This window comes from Ochrobactrum sp. Q0168 (assembly GCF_016427605.1).
Lineage (GTDB): Bacteria > Pseudomonadota > Alphaproteobacteria > Rhizobiales > Rhizobiaceae > Brucella.
The window spans coordinates 58,549-76,116 of sequence record NZ_JAELXQ010000005.1; the positions used below are offsets into that span (position 1 = coordinate 58,549).

The following is a 17,568-nucleotide window of genomic DNA, read 5'->3' on the forward strand; positions in this document are numbered from 1 at the left end:
TCATGCCCTCCCCGGCTTTTCATTGGTCAGGCGACCATAGACCGCATAGAGCAGCAGGCAGACGACCAGCAGCACCATGCCCAACGCGCCAGCCATGCCCCAATTAGCCGAGCCGGTCGCATAATAAGCGATGATCGAGCTGATCATCTGGTCGCTCGGACCGCCGATCAGCGCCGGCGTGATGTAATAACCAATCGCACTCATGAAGACGAGCAACATGCCGGACAGGATGCCGCGCATGCTGAGTGGCAGCAGAACGCGCAAAAAGGCCCGCCATGGCGGCGCGCCCAGCGAAGCGGCGGCGGGCATCAGATTGTTCGGAATGGACACCAGCACGCTATAGATCGGCAGAACCATGAACGGCAAAAGCACATGCGTCATGGCGATGATCACGCCCATCCGGTTGAAGATCAGCGGCAATGGCCCGTTCGTAAGCCCGAGCCAGATCAGCGTGTCGTTGATCAACCCCTTGTCCTGCAACAGGATGAACCACGCCGCCGTGCGCACCAGAAGCGATGTCCAGAGCGGCAGAAGCACGGCTGCAAACAAGGCACTTTTCACCCAGCCTGTGGCAGAAGCCAGCAATACCGCATAGGGATAGCCGATGGCGGCGCAGGCCAGCGTGACCAGTGCGGCGATCCAGAAAGTACGCAGCATGATGGCGCGGTTCGCCGATGCGCCCGGCGCCATGGAGACAATCTCGCCGGAACTGTCGCGTTCCATATCCACCGCCGCCAGCAGGGTGCGATCTGTGGTGGGGGACAGCGCATTGGCAATGGCGCGCCAATATTGCGGCTGGCTCCAGCGTTTATCGACCATTTCCAAATCGAGCGCCGGATCGTTTTTCTCGATGGCTGTCAGCGTCTTGCTCATCAGGGTACGGAAGCCTGACTGGGCGCTGTTCAAGCGCCGTACCATATCGCCGACCGCCTGCTGATCCGTGGATGCCTTGAGATCGGCAACCAGCGCCTGTTTCATCTCCGGCGTCGGGCCGGACTGACCGTCCCAGCCGCCCACTGCCTCCGCCGTTTGCGGCAGAACGCGCAGCACCGCCATGTCGGATATTGCCTGTTTCATCATCACGCCAAGCGGCCACAGAAAGAACAGCGCAATGAAGATCAAAAGCGGCGCGATGAGCAGAACGGAGCGTGTGCTCTTGGCGGAGAGAACTGTCATGCCACAATCGTCCAGCAATCGGCTGCATTGAAATGCGCCACCACATCGACGCCCGGTTGCCATTCGCGCGCCTTGCGGTCGAGGCGCACAATGAAATTATGCGCCTTCTCGTCCAGCTGGATGCGCAGATGGTCGCCCTGGTAGACACTATCGGTCACGCGGGTGCTGAGATTATTGTCAGCGTTCTTCGCCTCGCCGCCCAGTTCGATCCGCTCAGGACGGATGGAAAGCAACACGTTCTGACCCGGCGTCAGCGCGCCGGATGATGAGGCGTTCAACTCGGCACCGTTGTTGAGGCGGATCAGCGTTTTCGTTCCGTCAACGCGCTCCACCTTGCCTTCAGCAAGATTGGTTTCGCCGATGAATTCTGCCACGAAACGGGTCTTGGGTTCGTCATAGATTTCGCGCGGTGAGCCGATCTGTTCAATCTGGCCTTTGTTGAACACGGCGATACGGTCCGACATGGTCAGCGCCTCGCTCTGGTCATGCGTCACGAAAACGATGGTCAAACCGAGGCGGTTGTGGAGCGCGCGGATATCGAGCTGCATCTGTTCGCGCAATTGCTTGTCGAGCGCGCCAAGCGGCTCGTCCATCAGCACCACACCCGGTTCGAAAACCAGCGCGCGGGCCAGAGCCACACGCTGCTGCTGCCCGCCGGAAAGCTGCGACGGCTTGCGCTCGCGCATGGTCGAGAGCTGCACCATATCCAGCACTTTTGCGACCTTGTCGGAAATCTCCGCCTTGCCGAGCCCGCGCATCTGCAAGGGGAATGCAACATTCTCGCCGACGCTCATATGGGGAAACAGCGCATAGTTTTGGAACACGACGCCCATATTGCGCTTGTAGGATGGAACATCGTTGATGGACTTGCCATCGACGATCAGCTTGCCACCGCTTGGGCTTTCAAAGCCAGCGAGCATCATCAAAAGCGTGGTCTTGCCCGAACCGGATGGTCCAAGCAGACTGACGAACTCGCCGCGCGCGATATCCAGGTTGAGCCCGTCTATGACTTTGAAATCGGCGTAGGATTTACTGATATTCTCAAATCGAATTCGATAGTCCGTCAATGAATCACTCCAGTTGCCGGCAATCGGAATATCCCGTCCACCTGCTAGAGCAGTTCCTGTTTTAAAGGAACCGCTCCATCTCTTGTTTTCGTGGCAGACGGGATGGCGATGGGTGTTCTCAGGCTAACCTTTTTACTGCGCCAGCCAGGCGTTGAAGCGCTTCGTCAGCTCTTCCGAATTGTCGATCCAGAAATCGACATTGAGAGGAATGGCATCCGTCATATTGGCTTCCGCCGTTGGCAGATCGCCTGCGAATTCCGCCGGAACCTTGCTCGCCGCTTCCTTGTTCGGCAGACCATAGGCGACATATTTCGGCAGTTTGACCTGATTTTCCGGTTCGCTGGTAAACGCGATGAAATCCATGCCTGCGTCCTTGTTCTCGGCGTCCTTCAGGACGACCCAGCTATCGACGGCATAGATGCTGCCCGGCCATACGACCTTGAAATTCTTGCCTTCGGCGCGATTGATGCCCGTGATGCGGCCATTATAGGCCGAAGCCATCACGACTTCGTCGGATGCCAGCAATTGCAGCGGTTGCGCGCCGGCTTCCCACCAAACGATATTGGGCTTCAGCTCGTCGAGTTTCTTGAACGCGCGGTCGACGCCCTCCGGCGTGCCCAGCACATCATAGACCTCGTCTTTCTTGACGCCATCGGCGAGCAGCGCGAATTCCAGCGTGTATTTCGCGCCCTTGCGCAGGGAGCGCTTGCCGGGGAATTTCTTCACATCCCAGAAATCCGCCCAGGACTTGGGGCCGTCCTTCAGCTTGTCGCCATTATAGGCAATGGCCGTGGACCAGACGATGGCGCCGACGCCGCAATCATTGACTGCGCTGTCGAGAAACTTGTCCTTGCCGCCAAGCTTGGCCCAGTCGATCTTTTCATAGAGGCCATCAGCACAGCCGAGCGCCAGCTCTTCGGCTTCCACCTGCACCACGTCCCAATTGGGCTTGCCAGCCTTCACCTTGGCCTGGACGACGCCATAACCGCCGTCCCATGATTCATCGAGCAGCGGCTTTCCGGATTTCTCCGAGAACGGCTTGAAGTAGATTTCGCGTTGCGCATCCTGATAGTTGCCGCCCCAGGAGACGACGGTCAGATCGCGCGCGGCAGCAGGCGCGGCATGAAAACCGGCCACAGTTGCAAGAAGTGCACCGGCAAAGGCAAAGCGTGCCATGTTCATAATGTTATTTCCCCATTTGTTTCGACAGGTTCATCCTGCCGTAGTTGTAATGGAGACTATGCTAGCCCGATCATTTGTTGCGGGCAATAAGCTATTATTGGTGCAGTGCCGAGTTCGCGTAATCTATAACTTCTGCGCAAGAATCTTATCGATGCGCCGCCCGTCCATATCGACGATTTCAAAGCGCCAGTCGTCATATTCGAAACTGTCGCCAACGGACGGCAAGTCGCCCAGCTGCAACAGCGCAAAACCGGCAATCGTGTGATAGCCGCGATCTTCCGGCACTTCCGTAAAGCCGAGCCGATGAAAGGCCTCATGGGCCGACATCAGACCGTCGATCAAAAGCGAGCCGTCCGTGCGGGTCACGATGTCCGGCTCTTCGTCGTCAAGATCGGGAATGTCGCCCGCAATGACTTCAAGCAGGTCCGACTGCGTGACGATACCTTCGAGAATACCGTACTCGTCAACCACCACGACCAGCCGTACCGGGCTTTTCTTGAAGATTTCCAGCACGCGGAAAATCGGCGTCGCTTCGTGCACCACAACGAGTTCGCGGATTGCCTTCAGCGGGTCGACTGCATGGCCATCGAGTACCTGATCCAGCAGGTCTTTCTTGAGAACCATGCCAATGGGTTCATCAATGCTCTGATGGGCGATCAGCAATTGTTCATGGCGGCAGTCGCGGATAGTCTTGAGCATTTGCTCTTGACTGTCATCGGCATCAATCCAGTCGATCTCGCGCCGTGGCGTCATGATATCGCCGACGCGACGGTCACCGATGGTCAGCGCGCGCGCCACCACTTCGCGCTGCGTCATTTCGATCAGCCCGGCCTGCTGGCTGGCTGCAACGAGCAGCTTGATTTCTTCGGGAGAATGGGTCGAACCCTCTCCGTTGCCGGGCTGCAAACCGCACAACCGCAGCACCAGATTGCCCAGAGCATTGAGCGTGGAAATAGCGGGCCAGAAGATGAAGGTGAACGCGCCCAGCGGGCGGACGACGAAGAGCGCCGTGCCTTCGCTGCGCTGCAGGGCGAGGCTTTTTGGCGCAAGCTCGCCCAGCACGATATGCAGCGCCGTAATGATGATGAAGGAAATCGCAACCGCGATGGCATGGGAGCCGAAGCTTGCCCAGTTGGCCGGCAATGCGCCCAAAGCGGGTTCGATGAGATGCGCAAGCGCCGGTTCACCAATCCAGCCGAGCGCCAGCGATGAAATGGTGATGCCGAGCTGCGTGGCCGCCAGATTGGCATCGAGATGATCCACTGCGCGCATAAGAGCCGAAGCGTTGGTGCGCTTTGCCGCGACCAGTTCAGCCACCCTGCTTTTACGGACCGCGACCAATGAAAATTCAGCGGCAACAAAGAAACCGTTAGCGGCCACCAGAAGAAGAACCGCCACAATACCGATAACATCAGCCCAATACATGCTTAGTCCCTATCGCGGGTTGCGACTCTTATTTTTACAGAAACACTATGCCTGAGGCTGTGTCGCCGCTCAAGGAACGCTCGAATTTTACTGGCAATTCAATCAGGGCTCAGTCAACCACCGTGACGACCGCCGGTGTTTCGCCAACCGAGCCGATGATATTCGCAGCCAGATAACCCGCAGAGCGGATCATTGCGAGAATGCGCGCAGCCGCATCCGGCGCGCAGGAAACAAGCAGCCCGCCCGATGTTTGCGGATCGGTCAGCAATTGCCGCTTCCAGAGAGGCGTGTTGTCTGGAAGCCGCACCTCATCGCCATAACTCGCCCAGTTGCGCGTCGAAGCGCCGGTGATGAAACCTTGTTCGGCAAGGCGCGCGGCTTGGCCCAAGAGCGGAAGATCACCGTATCGAAGCGTGATACCGACCTTGGACCCCCGCGCCATTTCAAGCGCATGGCCGAGAATACCGAAGCCCGTCACATCGGTCACCGCGTGCACCGCTTCATCCTTGCCGAGTTCGGCACCGACCCGGTTCAGCAATGTGACAGAGGCGATCATCTCATCGTAACCGGCACTATCAAGAACCTGTTTCTTGAAAGCGGCGGAATAGATGCCGACACCGAGCCCCTTGGTCAAAATGAGCGCATCGCCCGGTCTCGCCCCGCTGTTCTTGCGCAGATTGGCAAGCTTGCAAGTGCCGATCACCGCCAGCCCGTAGATCGGCTCCGGCGCATCGATCGAATGCCCACCCGCAACCGGAATACCGGCTTCGGCACAGATGCTGGAACCACCTTTCAGAATATCGCGGATCATTTCGGCAGGCATCTGGTTCACCGGCATGCCGAGGATCGCCAGCGCCATGATGGGCGTTCCGCCCATTGCGTAAATATCGGATATGGCATTGGTGGCCGCAATGCGCCCGAAATCGACCGGATCATCCACCATCGGCATGAAAAAGTCCGTGGTGGCGATCACACAGGTTTCATCGTCGAGCTGCCAGACCGCCGCATCGTCGCCGGTCTCGGTGCCGACCAGCAACTGCTTGAAAGGCTGAATGGCAGGCTGATCGGCAAGCAGATTTTGCAACACGGCAGGCGCCAGCTTGCAACCGCAGCCGCCGCCATGTGCGAGAGTGCTGAGACGGATCGGCGATGCGATATCCATAATTCCTCCTGAGCCGAACAAGGTTCCCGTGATGCTATTTCGTATCAGATCGTGATCTCGCGCGCCGTCATTCTATAACGGAAAGCGTCCGCGTCGAGACAATCGAGCCGCATATTGGCGACTTCGGCTTGCGGATACATCAGGAAGCCAAGCTCCCCGCCCTGCGCGGATGGCAAATCGATATCGCTGCCATCATTGAAGGCGATCCAGTTGCCTTCCCATGCGCCGAAGAGCTTTTGACGAACGGCAACCACACGCGGATCGTCCGCCGTCAAACCGTCCTTCTCTTCTTCAAGCATGACCTTTCGCACATCGGCCGGATCAGTCGCCACCCAGCCGACGCCGTCGAGATAGATTTCAGCACGGCAATGCTGTGACTTTGTGATGACCTCGTTCTTCGCGCCAAGGCTCTTGTAACCGAAAGCGGAGGGTGCCACCCGCACCCCGTAAAGATCACGCGCGGGAATGCCCGCCGAGCGCACCAGCGCCACGAACAGCGGATTGAGATCGGCGCATTTGCCGCCAAGATCACCGCTCTTCAACATGGCGACGATATCGCCGTCGCCGCAGCCGCGCGTGGACGCGCGCCGATAGGTGTTGGCGACAACCCAATCATAGATGCGACGGGCCTTGTCCTGATCGCTCGCGGCGTCGCCGATAATCTTGGTCGCGGTTTCCCGAACAATGCCGTCCACTGGTGCAAGCCGTGTTCCGGCCAGATATTTCGCACGTTCGGTCGGTGTCAGTGGCACGACTGCCGCCGACGCCTCAAAGCTGCTGGCGCGGTCGCGAGTCGAGACGAGACTGATGATTTCCGCGGTCGGCGTTTCTTCACCCGGCGCCCATTCGAGATAGAGGAGGCCTACACCGCTGCGCGGATCGCGATTGATCTGCGCGACCTTGGCGTTGGTCGTCCAGCGATTGCCTTCCGGACGGTTCCAGTCATCCGCCTGAAAACCGGCCAAAGGCACCCATGCACGAATGATATCCTGGGATGCGGTCGGATTGACGACGGTCTTTATTTCGAAACTGCGCCAGTTCGACGGCTGCGGCGCAAAGGTATCGTCAGCAGCGAGGGCAGGCGCCAAGGACAAGCCCGGCATGGCGCTTATGGCGGCACAGGCGGCACCGGATTTGAGGAGTTCCCGACGGTTCATGACGATCCCCTTTTGTAGCGATAAGCTTTATTGCTTGCGAAGGTGCGGAGAAAGCGCTGCTGTTGCGCCTGACCGGAACGGTCAGCACAGGCCAGGAATGATCTGTGATCAAGGCCCCGAAACTCGGGAGCAGCGAAAGAAGTCACACCGGCAGTCTGACGCGTTTGTAGGAGTCCGTCAATCAACGAACAAATAAGAGAAAGTCATTGCGAAGATTACACCCACGTATTAATACTTGAGTAATGCAGTCATGTTATAAATAAATCCTCTTTGTTATTATATTTTTCGACCTTCCGTTCGGTTGACAACTGCATCTTATTGCGTTGAACTGGCGCTGTGAAAGTCAAACCTGCCCGACAACGTGCCAGGGAAACCATATACCCTTCACGTCGGTTCTGATCATCAGGGAGGTATCGCACGATGAATGTGGAGCTCTCACGCCGCCAGTTTCTGGGCGGAACGGGAGCGGTGGTAGCGGCTTCGGCGCTCGGTTCTTTCGGTTTTGGCGCGGTGGAAACCGCCTATGCCGAATCCATCCGTCCCTTCAAACTGGCCAATACGACCGAAACCCGAAATACCTGCCCCTATTGCTCTGTGGCCTGCGGCATCATCCTTTATTCCAAGGGCGATCTGCGCAAGGGCGAGAAAGCCGACCTGATCCATATCGAAGGCGATACGGACCACCCGACCAATCGCGGCACGCTGTGCCCCAAGGGCGCGGCGCTCAAGGATTTCGTCAAGGCGGAAACCCGCCTGAAATATCCGATGGTGCGTGAACCGGGTTCGAGCGAATTCAAGCGGATATCATGGGAGGATGCGCTGGATCGGATCGCGCGCCACCTCAAGGATGACCGCGATGCGAATTTCATCGCGAAGAACGAGGCGGGCGTTACCGTCAATCGCTGGACATCGACTGGGTTCCTCGCCGCTTCCGCGACGACCAACGAGACCGCGTTTCTCACCTACAAGGTGGTGCGCAGCACAGGCATAGTCGCATTCGATAATCAGGCACGCGTCTGACACGGCCCGACGGTGGCGAGTCTCGCCCCAACATTTGGCCGTGGCGCAATGACCAACGCCTGGACAGACATCAAAAACACGGACCTCATCGTCGTCATGGGCGGCAATGCGGCGGAAGCGCATCCATGCGGCTTCAAATGGGTGACGGAGGCCAAGGCCAACCGTGGTGCCCGGCTAATCGTCGTCGATCCACGTTTCACGCGCACGGCATCGGTGGCGGATTATTATTCGCCGATCCGTCAGGGGTCGGATATCGCCTTCCTGCTCGGCGTCATCAATTATTGCATCCAGAATGATCACGTGCAGTGGGAATATGTGAAGCATTTCACCAATGCCAGCTACATCGTCAAGGACGGCTTTGAATATAAGGACGGGCTGTTTACAGGCTATGACGAGGAAAAGCGCGATTATGATCGCTCAAGCTGGGAATATGTAATCAGTGACGATGGCTATGCCGTCGTGGACGATACGCTGCAGCATCCGCGTTGCGTGTGGAACCTGCTGAAACAGCATGTGTCCATCTACACGCCGGAGATGGTCGAGCGCATTTGCGGCACACCGAAAGAGAAATTCCTGAAAGTGGCCGAGATGATCGGCGAATGCTCGTCGCCCACCAAGACAATGACATCCATGTATGCGCTTGGCTGGACGCAACATTCCAAGGGCGCGCAGAATATTCGCGGCATGGCGATGCTGCAGCTGATCCTCGGCAATATCGGGGTGCGGGGCGGCGGCATGAATGCTCTGCGCGGTCACTCCAATATTCAGGGCCTGACCGATATCGGCCTGATGTCCAATCTTCTGCCGGGCTATATGAATATCCCGGTGGAGAAGGAAATCGACCTCGACACCTATATGTCGACACGCAGCTTCAAGCCGCTGCGTCCCAACCAGACAAGCTACTGGCAGAACTATAAGAAGTTCTTCGTGAGCTTCCAGAAATCCATGTGGGGCAACGCCGCCACCGTGGACAACGACTTCGCCTATGACTGGCTGCCCAAGCTCGACGTGCCGAATTATGACGTATTGCGCATTTTCGACATGATGAACGAAGGCAAGGTCAATGGCTATGTCTGTCAGGGATTTAATCCGCTGATGGCGGTGCCGAACCGCAACAAGCTGACCGCAGCCCTGTCGAAGCTGAAATTCCTCGTCACGATGGACCCGCTTGAAACGGAAACATCGCGCTTCTGGGAAAATCACGGCGAGTATAATGACGTCGATACGGCGTCGATCCAGACGGAAGTGTTCCAGCTTCCATCCACCTGCTTTGCGGAGGATGAAGGCGCGCTGACCAATTCCGGCCGCTGGTTGCAATGGCACTGGCCGGGAGCAACGCCGCCCGGCGAAGCGAAGACTGACAACTGGATCATGGCGCAGATCTTCATGCGGCTGAAAGCGCTTTACAGCAAGGAAGGGGGCGCTTTCCCCGATCCAATTCTCAATCTGGTCTGGGAGTACAAAGACCCGGAAGAACCAACCGCCGAAGAACTGGCGCAGGAACTGAACGGTCGTGCGCTCACCACGCTGACGGACCCGACAGACCCAAGCAAGGTGGTGCTGGAGGCAGGCAAGCTGCTGCCCGCTTTTGCAGTTCTGCGCGATGACGGCTCAACATCGTCGGGCTGCTGGATTTATACCGGCTGCTTCACCGAAGCGGGCAACAACATGGCCCGTCGCGACAATAACGACCCCGGCGAGACCGGAGCCTATCTGAACTGGTCGTGGGCATGGCCCGCCAACCGTCGCATCCTCTATAACCGCGCTTCTGCCGATTTCAACGGTAAGGCGTGGGACCCGAGCCGCAAGCTCATCGAATGGGATGGGGAGAAGTGGACGGGTTATGACGTGCCGGACATTGCGCCGACCGCCAAGCCGCAGGAAGTCGGGCCGTTCATCATGAACGCGGAAGGCGCGTCCCGCCTGTTCTGCCGCGGCATGATGCGGGATGGTCCGTTCCCGGCCCATTACGAGCCGTTTGAGTCACCGCTGGCCAATGTGGTTGCGCCGAATATCCGGGGCAATCCGGTGGCCCGCGTCTTCAACAACGACTTCAAGCAGTTCGCCGATACCGCATCCGAGGAGTTTCCCTATGCGGCGACCTCCTATCGTCTGACCGAACACTTCCACTACTGGACCAAGCATGTGCATGTGAATGCCGTGCTGCAGCCGGAATTCTTCGTGGAAATTTCGGAAGAACTGGCGAAGGAAAAGGGCATCGCCAAGGGCGACTGGGTGCGCGTCTGGTCGAAGCGCGGCTCGGTCAAGGCCAAGGCAGTGGTGACCAAACGCATCAAGCCGCTGATCTGCGACGGCAAGACGGTGCATGTGGTCGGCATTCCGCTGCATTGGGGCTTCATGGGCGCTGCCCGCAAGGGCTTCGGCCCCAACTCGCTGACCCCGTTCGTCGGTGACGCAAATATCGAGACGCCGGAATTCAAGGCGTTTCTGGTCAATATAGAGCGCAGCAGCGCGCCCGTGGCTTAGGAGGGGCTAGACATGTTTCCACCCGTTCCCAATCCTAGCGTCCAGCCACAGGCTCCGCGCTTTGGTGACAATGACCTGATGCGGCGGTCGGCGTCATCCGTGACGCCGCCCGCCGAGCGTCAGACCGAGGTGGCCAAGCTGATCGACGTTTCGAAATGCATTGGCTGCAAGGCTTGCCAGTCGGCCTGCGCCGAATGGAACGACACGCATGAGGAGGTGGGCGTCAATGTGGGGGTCTATGATAACCCCCATGATCTGACGCCGAATACCTTCACGCTCATGCGCTATACCGAATGGGATAATCCCGATACCGGCAATCTGGAATGGCTCATCCGCAAGGATGGCTGCATGCATTGCGAGGACCCAGGCTGCCTCAAGGCCTGCCCGGCGCCGGGCGCCATCGTGCAATATTCCAACGGCATCGTCGATTTCATCCACGATAACTGCATTGGCTGCGGCTATTGCATCAAGGGCTGTCCGTTCAACATCCCGCGCGTCTCGGAAGTGACCCACAAGGCCTATAAATGCACCCTTTGCTCCGACCGCATTGCGGTTGGACAAGGCCCAGCCTGCGCTAAAGCATGCCCAACCCAGGCCATCGTCTATGGAACCAAGGACGAGATGAAGGAATGGGCCGATGGACGCATTAAGGATCTGAAATCCCGTGGCTTTGAAAATGCAGGGCTTTACGATCCGCCGGGAGTCGGCGGCACACACGTCATGTATGTGCTGCACCACGCCGATAAACCGGAAATTTACGCCAACTTGCCGAACAATCCGCGCATCAGCCCGGTTGTCGAAGTCTGGAAGGGCGTCTCCAAATATGCAGGCATGGCGGTGATGGGGCTGGCCGTCGCCACCGGCTTCCTGCATTATATCTTTAAGGGTCCGAATATCGTGACCGAACATGATGAGGAAGAGGCCGAAAAGCTCACGGGAGAAAAAAGCTCATGAGCAAGACCGACTTTGACGATGTTTCCGCCAGCGATGCCATAGAACCGGGCAAGCCCATGCGGGTGCATCGCTATTCCGGCGGCGCGCGCATCAATCACTGGATCACTGCTGTCAGCCTTGTGTTGCTGGCGCTGTCCGGGCTTGCCATGTTCCACCCCTGGCTGTTTTTCCTGTCCGGTCTTTTCGGCGGCGGGCAATGGACACGCACCATCCATCCGTGGATCGGCGTTGTGCTGTTCTTCAGCTTCCTCGGTCTTTTCGTGCGTTTTTGGAGTGCCAATCTTTGGAAGCGCGAAGACACGCGCTGGCTTGGCCAAGTTAATGACGTGATTGCGGGCGATGAGGAAAAACTGCCAGAAGTCGGCAAATATAATGCCGGGCAGAAGCTGGTTTTCTGGTCGATGTCATTGCTGATCATCATCCTGATCGTCTCTGGTCTCGCGATCTGGAACGAATATTTCGGCTCTATCGTTAGCATCAACCAGCAACGCTGGGCACTGCTGGTCCACTCGATGGCCGCTGTCGTCGCCATCTGCGTCTGGATCGTGCATGTTTACGCGGCAATCTGGATCAGGGGCACATTCAGCGCCATGACACGCGGCACGGTGACCGGCGGCTGGGCATGGCGGCACCATCGCAAATGGCTGCGTGAGCTGAACGCCAAGCGCAAGGCGAAACCGACAAGCGGCAAACCAGCAGCATGATTTTACGCATCGCCGGGTTGAAAAATCTGGCGATCGACCGAGAATGAATATGGTTGCACTGGTCCACGTGGCCCGGCGGGTTCGTGAGGGAGTAGAATGGCAGGCAAGACAGATCTGGCGCCGGACCCGACGGCGATTGGCGAGGTATCGTCTCCACCCTTTGTGCGATTGCCCGATCCTGACGACCTGTTTTCCCGTAGAGCCTCGCGCCTGCGGCTGCTGGGGTCGGTGAGCCCGCTCAAACCCTATCTCGAATTTGTCGCCGATCTGAGCGATGCCCAAGCAGCCGTTCAGAACGAGCTAGGTCCAGCGACACAATCAGACTCCACTCAACTGCTGGAAATGCCCTGCATTGACCGCGATGCGGCGGCATCGGACGGCACCCTAAATTCAATCTTCGACAAGCTGTTTGATCGCGCCCGCGATATCGCCAAACCACAGGATGCCGCCGACGCTTTGGAGCGGGTGGCCGCAGCCAGCCCGGCGGAGCGCCGCCGCATGATCGATGCGGTCTTCACCGGCATACTACCGCCGGATGCGATTGCCGAACATATCTATATCTGGGCCGGTCTCCAGTTGCATTTCACGCGGCTGGCATCCGCGCTTAATCCAAAAGCCGTGAACCCTGTTGCAGACGGGGTCTGCCCCGCTTGCGGCAGCATGCCGTCGAGTTCAGTCGTCGTTGGCTGGAAAGGTGCGCATGGCGCGCGCTTTTGTTCCTGCTCGGTCTGCAACACGCTCTGGCACTATGTCCGCATCAAATGCACCTGCTGTGGCTCTACCAAAGGGGTCGGTTATAAGGAGGTCGAAGACGGCGGCGGCGTCATCAAGGCGGAAACCTGTGACGAATGCCAAAGCTGGACCAAGATCATCTACCAGCAGCAATCCACCGATGCAGACCCGATGACCGACGATGTGGCAAGCCCCGGCCTCGATATGCTGATGCGCGAAACGCCCTATCGGCGCGGCGGTTTTGCAGCCTTGCTTGCAGGATTGTGAGGCGCCATGGATCAGACCCGGTCTCACCTGCGGCAACTGCCCTCCGTCGATGCACTCCTGCAAATGCCGGAACTCGGTTCAGCGCTCGAACGCTTTGGTCGCTCGGCACTCACTGAAGCCATTCGCACGATCCTGACCGACATTCGCGAAACCGTGAAATCCGGCGCTGCACCGTCCAGCAGCGCAGAGATTGCCACACGAGCCATCGATCTGCTTGAAGCCTCTGGTCAATCGAGCCTGCGCCCGTTGTTCAATCTGACGGGAACGGTTCTGCACACCAATCTCGGTCGCGCCATTCTGGCCGAAGCGGCCATCGAGGCTGCGACGGCAGCAATGCGTGAAGCCGTTTCGCTGGAGTTCGATCTTTCAACCGGCGGGCGCGGCGAACGCGATGATCATCTGCGCGCACTTGTCTGCGAACTGACTGGTGCGGAAGACGCAACCGTCGTCAACAACAATGCTGCCGCCGTGCTGCTGGTGCTGAATAGCCTTGCGGCAGGCAAGGAGTCGGTGGTTTCTCGCGGTGAGCTGATTGAAATCGGCGGCGCATTCCGTATGCCCGATATCATGACCCGCGCTGGCACCAGGCTGGTGGAGATTGGCACCACCAACCGCACTCATCCGCGTGACTATGAAAGCGCCATAGGGCCGGATACCGCGCTGATATTGAAGGTCCATACGTCCAATTATCGCATTGAAGGGTTTACCCGCGAGGTATCGGCTACAGAGCTTGGGGCAATCGCCAAGGCGCGCAGCGTGCCGCTGGTCAACGACCTTGGGTCCGGCACACTCGCCGACCTGGCGGCTTTCGGTCTGGCGCATGAACCGACCGTGCGTGAAGCAGTTGCCGAAGGGGCCGATATCATCACCTTCTCCGGCGACAAGCTTTTGGGCGGCCCACAGGCCGGGTTCATCGTCGGGCGGCACGATCTGATCGCCCGCATCAACAAGAACCCGATGAAGCGCGCCCTTCGCGTCGACAAGATCAGGCTTGCCGCGCTGGAGGCAACGCTGAAGCTCTATCGCAACCCCGAAAGACTGGCCGAAAAGCTGCCAACGCTCCGCTATCTGGCGCGATCGAAAAGCGACATCGCCATTCAAGCCACTCGATTGCTGCCGGAACTGCAAAAGATGCTCGGTGCTGCCTTTGATGTGACGGTCACCGAATGCGCCAGCCAGATCGGCTCCGGTGCCTTGCCATTATCGACCGTTCCAAGCGCCGGATTGTCCATCGTCCCGAAAGACGGCAGCGGCTCCGCGCTTACTGCTTTGGCCACCGCGCTGCGACAATTGCCGCTGCCGGTGATCGGCCGCATTGAAAAAGGTGCTTTCATTCTCGATCTGCGCTGCCTCGATGATGAGGCGGGCTTTGTCAGGAATCTGGCTTCCTATGCGGCTCACTGATCTTTTCTCCCGCAAGCCGAAACAGGATAGTGACACGCAGTCACTGGAGCAGGCGCTCGTCGCGGCAAAATCGGGGGACTACGCCACCGCTCTGTCAATATGGGAACCGCTGGCGCGCAAGGGCAATGCCCGCGCCCAGAACAATATCGGCGCTTGTTTTGCAGGCGGCATGGGAGTCGACAGAAATATCAATCTCGCACAGCAATGGCTGGCCTTGTCGGCTAAAGCTGGCGACGCCTCCGGCCAGCGCAATCTCGCCTCACTTCTCTTCAAGGGCGAGGACATTGACCCCGATTATCCGGAAGCGGCGAGGCTTTATCGGCTGGCTGCCCTACAGGGCGACCCGCAAGCGCAGGACATGTTGAGCTGGATGCTGTTGGAAGGCGATGCTGTTTCCGTCGACCCGGTTGAAGCACGCGAATGGGCGCTGAAAGCCGCCGAAAGTGGCGTTGCCGCCGCCATGACGCGGCTTGGTATGATCTATCATAATGCGGTCGGTGTGCCGCGTGACCCAGCGCAAGCCGTGTTCTGGTGGCGCAAGGCGGCGGACTCTGGCGATGCCGATGGGGAGGCGATGCTCGGCGCAGCGTTGCATCTCGGCATGGGTGTGCAGCGCGATGCTTTGGCGGCTTACGAACATTTGTTGCGTGCCCGATTTGAAGGCAGCGCCCTTGCCGATTCCTTCCTGCAAGCAGCTCGCGATCAGCTGGATGATGACGAACGCCGGACAGCTGAGGCAAGAGCTGCCGGGGGACGCCGCCCATGATTATCGGCACGGCGGGACATATCGACCACGGTAAGACGTCCCTCGTGCGCGCGCTGACGCAAATCGACACCGACCGGCTCAAGGAAGAAAAAGCACGCGGCATTTCCATCGATCTTGGCTTTGCCTATCTGCCCCTGACAGGCAACGAACAGGAAATCCTCGGCTTCGTCGATGTGCCGGGACACGAAAAATTCGTGCATACAATGCTGGCGGGCGCGGCCAGCATCGACTTCGTTCTGCTTGTGGTCGCGGCAGATGATGGCATTATGCCGCAAACACGCGAACATCTGGCCATCGTTAATCTGCTTGGGATCAAACGCGGCATCGTTGTGATCACGAAAAGCGATCTTGTCGACGCCGCGCGCGTGAGCGCGGTGGAAGCCGACATCCGCAACGTTCTGGCCACAACACCGCTTGCCGATGCCGCCATACTGCCGGCTTCCACCGTCACCAGCGAAGGACTGGACCGGCTTAGAGCGGCCCTCGAGACCGAGGCGCAAAGCTTCCCCAATCGCCGTGCCGATGGACGCTTTCGCCTCGCCGTGGACCGCTCCTTCACCATTCAGGGCGCGGGTACAGTCGTGACGGGGACCGTCCTTTCCGGCACTGTCAGAATTGGCGATCAACTGACCATCAGCCCTTCGGGCAAACCGGTACGCGTGCGCACAATCCATGCGCAGAACCAGCCAAGCGAAACCGCACAGGCAGGCGATCGCTGCGCGCTCAATCTGGCAGGCGATGGCATTTCCAAGGAAGCTGTCAGTCGCGGTGACATGGTGTTGTCGCCTCACCTGCATATGCCGACAGACCGCATCGACGCTTCGCTTTCCATCCTGCCGTCGGAACGCAAGCCGATGGACCAGTGGTTTCCGGTGCGGCTGCACCACGCGTCTGCTGAAGTGGGTGCGCGCATCGTGCTGTCGCAGGATGATGGCCTCGCGCCGGGCGCGCATGGACGTGTGCAGCTGGTGCTGGACCGCCCGATTGCAGCTGCATCAGGAGATCGATTTGTTGTTCGCGATGTCTCCGCGCAGCGCACGATAGGCGGCGGTCGCTTTCTCGATCTGCGCCCGCCGCAGCGCAAGCGCCGCAGTCCCGAACGGATGGCGCAACTCGCCGCCCACGGCATTGACGACCCGGTAGAAGCAGCACGCGGGCTTTTGTCCGTCGATCCGTTTTATCTGAATGCAGCTGCCTTTCTGCGTGACCGGGCTTTGGCCGATGAGCCGCAATCTCTGGCACAGGCGCTCCATGCGACAGTTCTGCCTCAGGGCCAGTCCCAATTGCTGCTGTTGCCGGAGCGCTGGGATGCGCTGCGCGGCGACATTCTGGAGCGGCTTTGCATTTTCCATGACGAGAACCCGGACCTGATCGGCATGGGTGTGGAAAGACTACGCCTGCTTTTAAAACCGCGCCTGCCCGCGAGCGCCTTCCGGGCTGCGATAGCCGCGCTGACCGATGCGCAACTGGTGCAGCTCGACGGCGCATGGCTTCGTCTCAGCGACCATGAAGTGGCGATGAGTGACGCCGACACCGCGCTATGGGAGCGGATCGCGCCGATGCTTGACGGCGAAGCGCGCTTTCGCCCGCCACGCGTGCGTGACATTGCCGGTTTGCTTGATGAAAAGGAGGAAGAGATCCGCCGCATTCTCAAGCTTGGTGGCCGGATGGGACGTGTGCATGAAGTCGCGCACGATCACTTTTTTCAGCGAGGCACGATTGCCGAGATGATCGGCATACTCGCAGTGATGGATAAAGAATTCGACAGCGGCTGGTTTATCGCCGCGCGCTTTCGCGACCGCGTGGACAGTGGACGTAAGGTAGCCATCCAGATTCTGGAGTTCTTTGATCGCAACAGCGTCACGATCCGACGCGGAGATTTGCGTCGGCTAAACCGTCACAAGCTGGACTTGTTCGGCGATTTCACGCAGAGTGAAAAAACCGCAAGTACGCGCTAAATAGTGGAAGAGACGCGTCCCTGGTGGGGCGTCCGGACTTCAAATCCGGGAGGGGCCGATAGACGGTCTTTGGTGGGTTCGACTCCCATTCTCTTCCGCCAAGAACC

General features: G+C 58.8%; 13 protein-coding genes and 1 tRNA gene. 8 read left to right on the forward strand and 6 right to left on the reverse strand.

Going from position 1 to position 17,568, the window contains the following annotated elements; genetic code table 11:
- The 6 genes from JAU75_RS11350 to JAU75_RS11375 all read right to left on the reverse strand — a co-directional run bounded on the left by JAU75_RS11350 (window position 1) and on the right by JAU75_RS11375 (window position 7,169).
- Window positions 1-1,176 carry an ABC transporter permease gene (locus tag JAU75_RS11350; protein ID WP_199056631.1) on the reverse strand — a complete coding sequence of 392 codons (1,176 nt, stop codon included), beginning with the start codon at window positions 1,174-1,176 and terminating at the stop codon, window positions 1-3.
- Window positions 1,173-2,243 carry an ABC transporter ATP-binding protein gene (locus JAU75_RS11355; RefSeq protein ID WP_199056632.1) on the reverse strand — a complete coding sequence of 357 codons (1,071 nt, stop codon included), beginning with the start codon at window positions 2,241-2,243 and terminating at the stop codon, window positions 1,173-1,175. Before JAU75_RS11355 ends, JAU75_RS11350 begins: the two co-directional genes overlap by 4 nt.
- A gap of 132 nt (window positions 2,244-2,375) precedes the next feature.
- Entirely contained in the window at window positions 2,376-3,425 is a 1,050-nt protein-coding gene (locus JAU75_RS11360; protein ID WP_199056633.1) for an ABC transporter substrate-binding protein, read from the reverse strand.
- A 123-nt stretch (window positions 3,426-3,548) separates the two neighbouring features.
- Complete coding sequence (locus JAU75_RS11365; RefSeq protein ID WP_199056634.1) at window positions 3,549-4,850, reverse strand: hemolysin family protein; 1,302 nt, start codon at window positions 4,848-4,850, stop codon at window positions 3,549-3,551.
- A gap of 109 nt (window positions 4,851-4,959) precedes the next feature.
- Complete coding sequence (selD, locus tag JAU75_RS11370) at window positions 4,960-6,012, reverse strand: selenide, water dikinase SelD (RefSeq protein ID WP_199056635.1); 1,053 nt, start codon at window positions 6,010-6,012, stop codon at window positions 4,960-4,962.
- 44 nt (window positions 6,013-6,056) lie between these two features.
- A complete protein-coding gene (locus tag JAU75_RS11375) occupies window positions 6,057-7,169 on the reverse strand; it encodes a transglutaminase-like domain-containing protein (protein ID WP_199056636.1) in 1,113 nt (370 codons plus the stop codon).
- 420 nt (window positions 7,170-7,589) lie between these two features.
- Here JAU75_RS11375 and fdnG point away from each other — a divergent pair, with 420 nt between their 5' ends.
- From fdnG to JAU75_RS11415, 8 genes are all read left to right on the forward strand, one after another.
- Window positions 7,590-10,676 (forward strand): formate dehydrogenase-N subunit alpha, encoded by a 3,087-nt coding sequence (gene fdnG / locus JAU75_RS11380; protein ID WP_199056637.1) that lies wholly within the window; start codon window positions 7,590-7,592, stop codon window positions 10,674-10,676.
- 12 nt (window positions 10,677-10,688) lie between these two features.
- Complete coding sequence (gene fdxH / locus JAU75_RS11385) at window positions 10,689-11,630, forward strand: formate dehydrogenase subunit beta (RefSeq protein WP_199056638.1); 942 nt, start codon at window positions 10,689-10,691, stop codon at window positions 11,628-11,630.
- Window positions 11,627-12,334, forward strand: coding sequence for a formate dehydrogenase subunit gamma (locus tag JAU75_RS11390; protein WP_199056639.1), 708 nt, complete (start codon window positions 11,627-11,629; stop codon window positions 12,332-12,334). Before fdxH ends, JAU75_RS11390 begins: the two co-directional genes overlap by 4 nt.
- Before the next feature lie 96 nt (window positions 12,335-12,430).
- Entirely contained in the window at window positions 12,431-13,333 is a 903-nt protein-coding gene (gene fdhE / locus JAU75_RS11395) for a formate dehydrogenase accessory protein FdhE (protein WP_199056640.1), read from the forward strand.
- Window positions 13,334-13,339: 6 nt separating this feature from the next.
- Entirely contained in the window at window positions 13,340-14,737 is a 1,398-nt protein-coding gene (selA, locus tag JAU75_RS11400) for an L-seryl-tRNA(Sec) selenium transferase (RefSeq protein WP_199056641.1), read from the forward strand.
- The gene (locus tag JAU75_RS11405) at window positions 14,724-15,503 is read left to right on the forward strand and encodes a tetratricopeptide repeat protein (RefSeq protein WP_199056642.1); all 780 of its coding nucleotides are present in this window, start codon (window positions 14,724-14,726) and stop codon (window positions 15,501-15,503) included. Before selA ends, JAU75_RS11405 begins: the two co-directional genes overlap by 14 nt.
- Window positions 15,500-17,461 (forward strand): selenocysteine-specific translation elongation factor, encoded by a 1,962-nt coding sequence (gene selB, locus JAU75_RS11410; RefSeq protein ID WP_199056643.1) that lies wholly within the window; start codon window positions 15,500-15,502, stop codon window positions 17,459-17,461. The genes JAU75_RS11405 and selB overlap by 4 nt, the downstream gene beginning before the upstream one ends.
- Window positions 17,462-17,466: 5 nt before the next feature.
- Window positions 17,467-17,562: transfer RNA gene (locus JAU75_RS11415), tRNA-Sec, on the forward strand.
- Window positions 17,563-17,568: the final 6 nt, after the last annotated feature.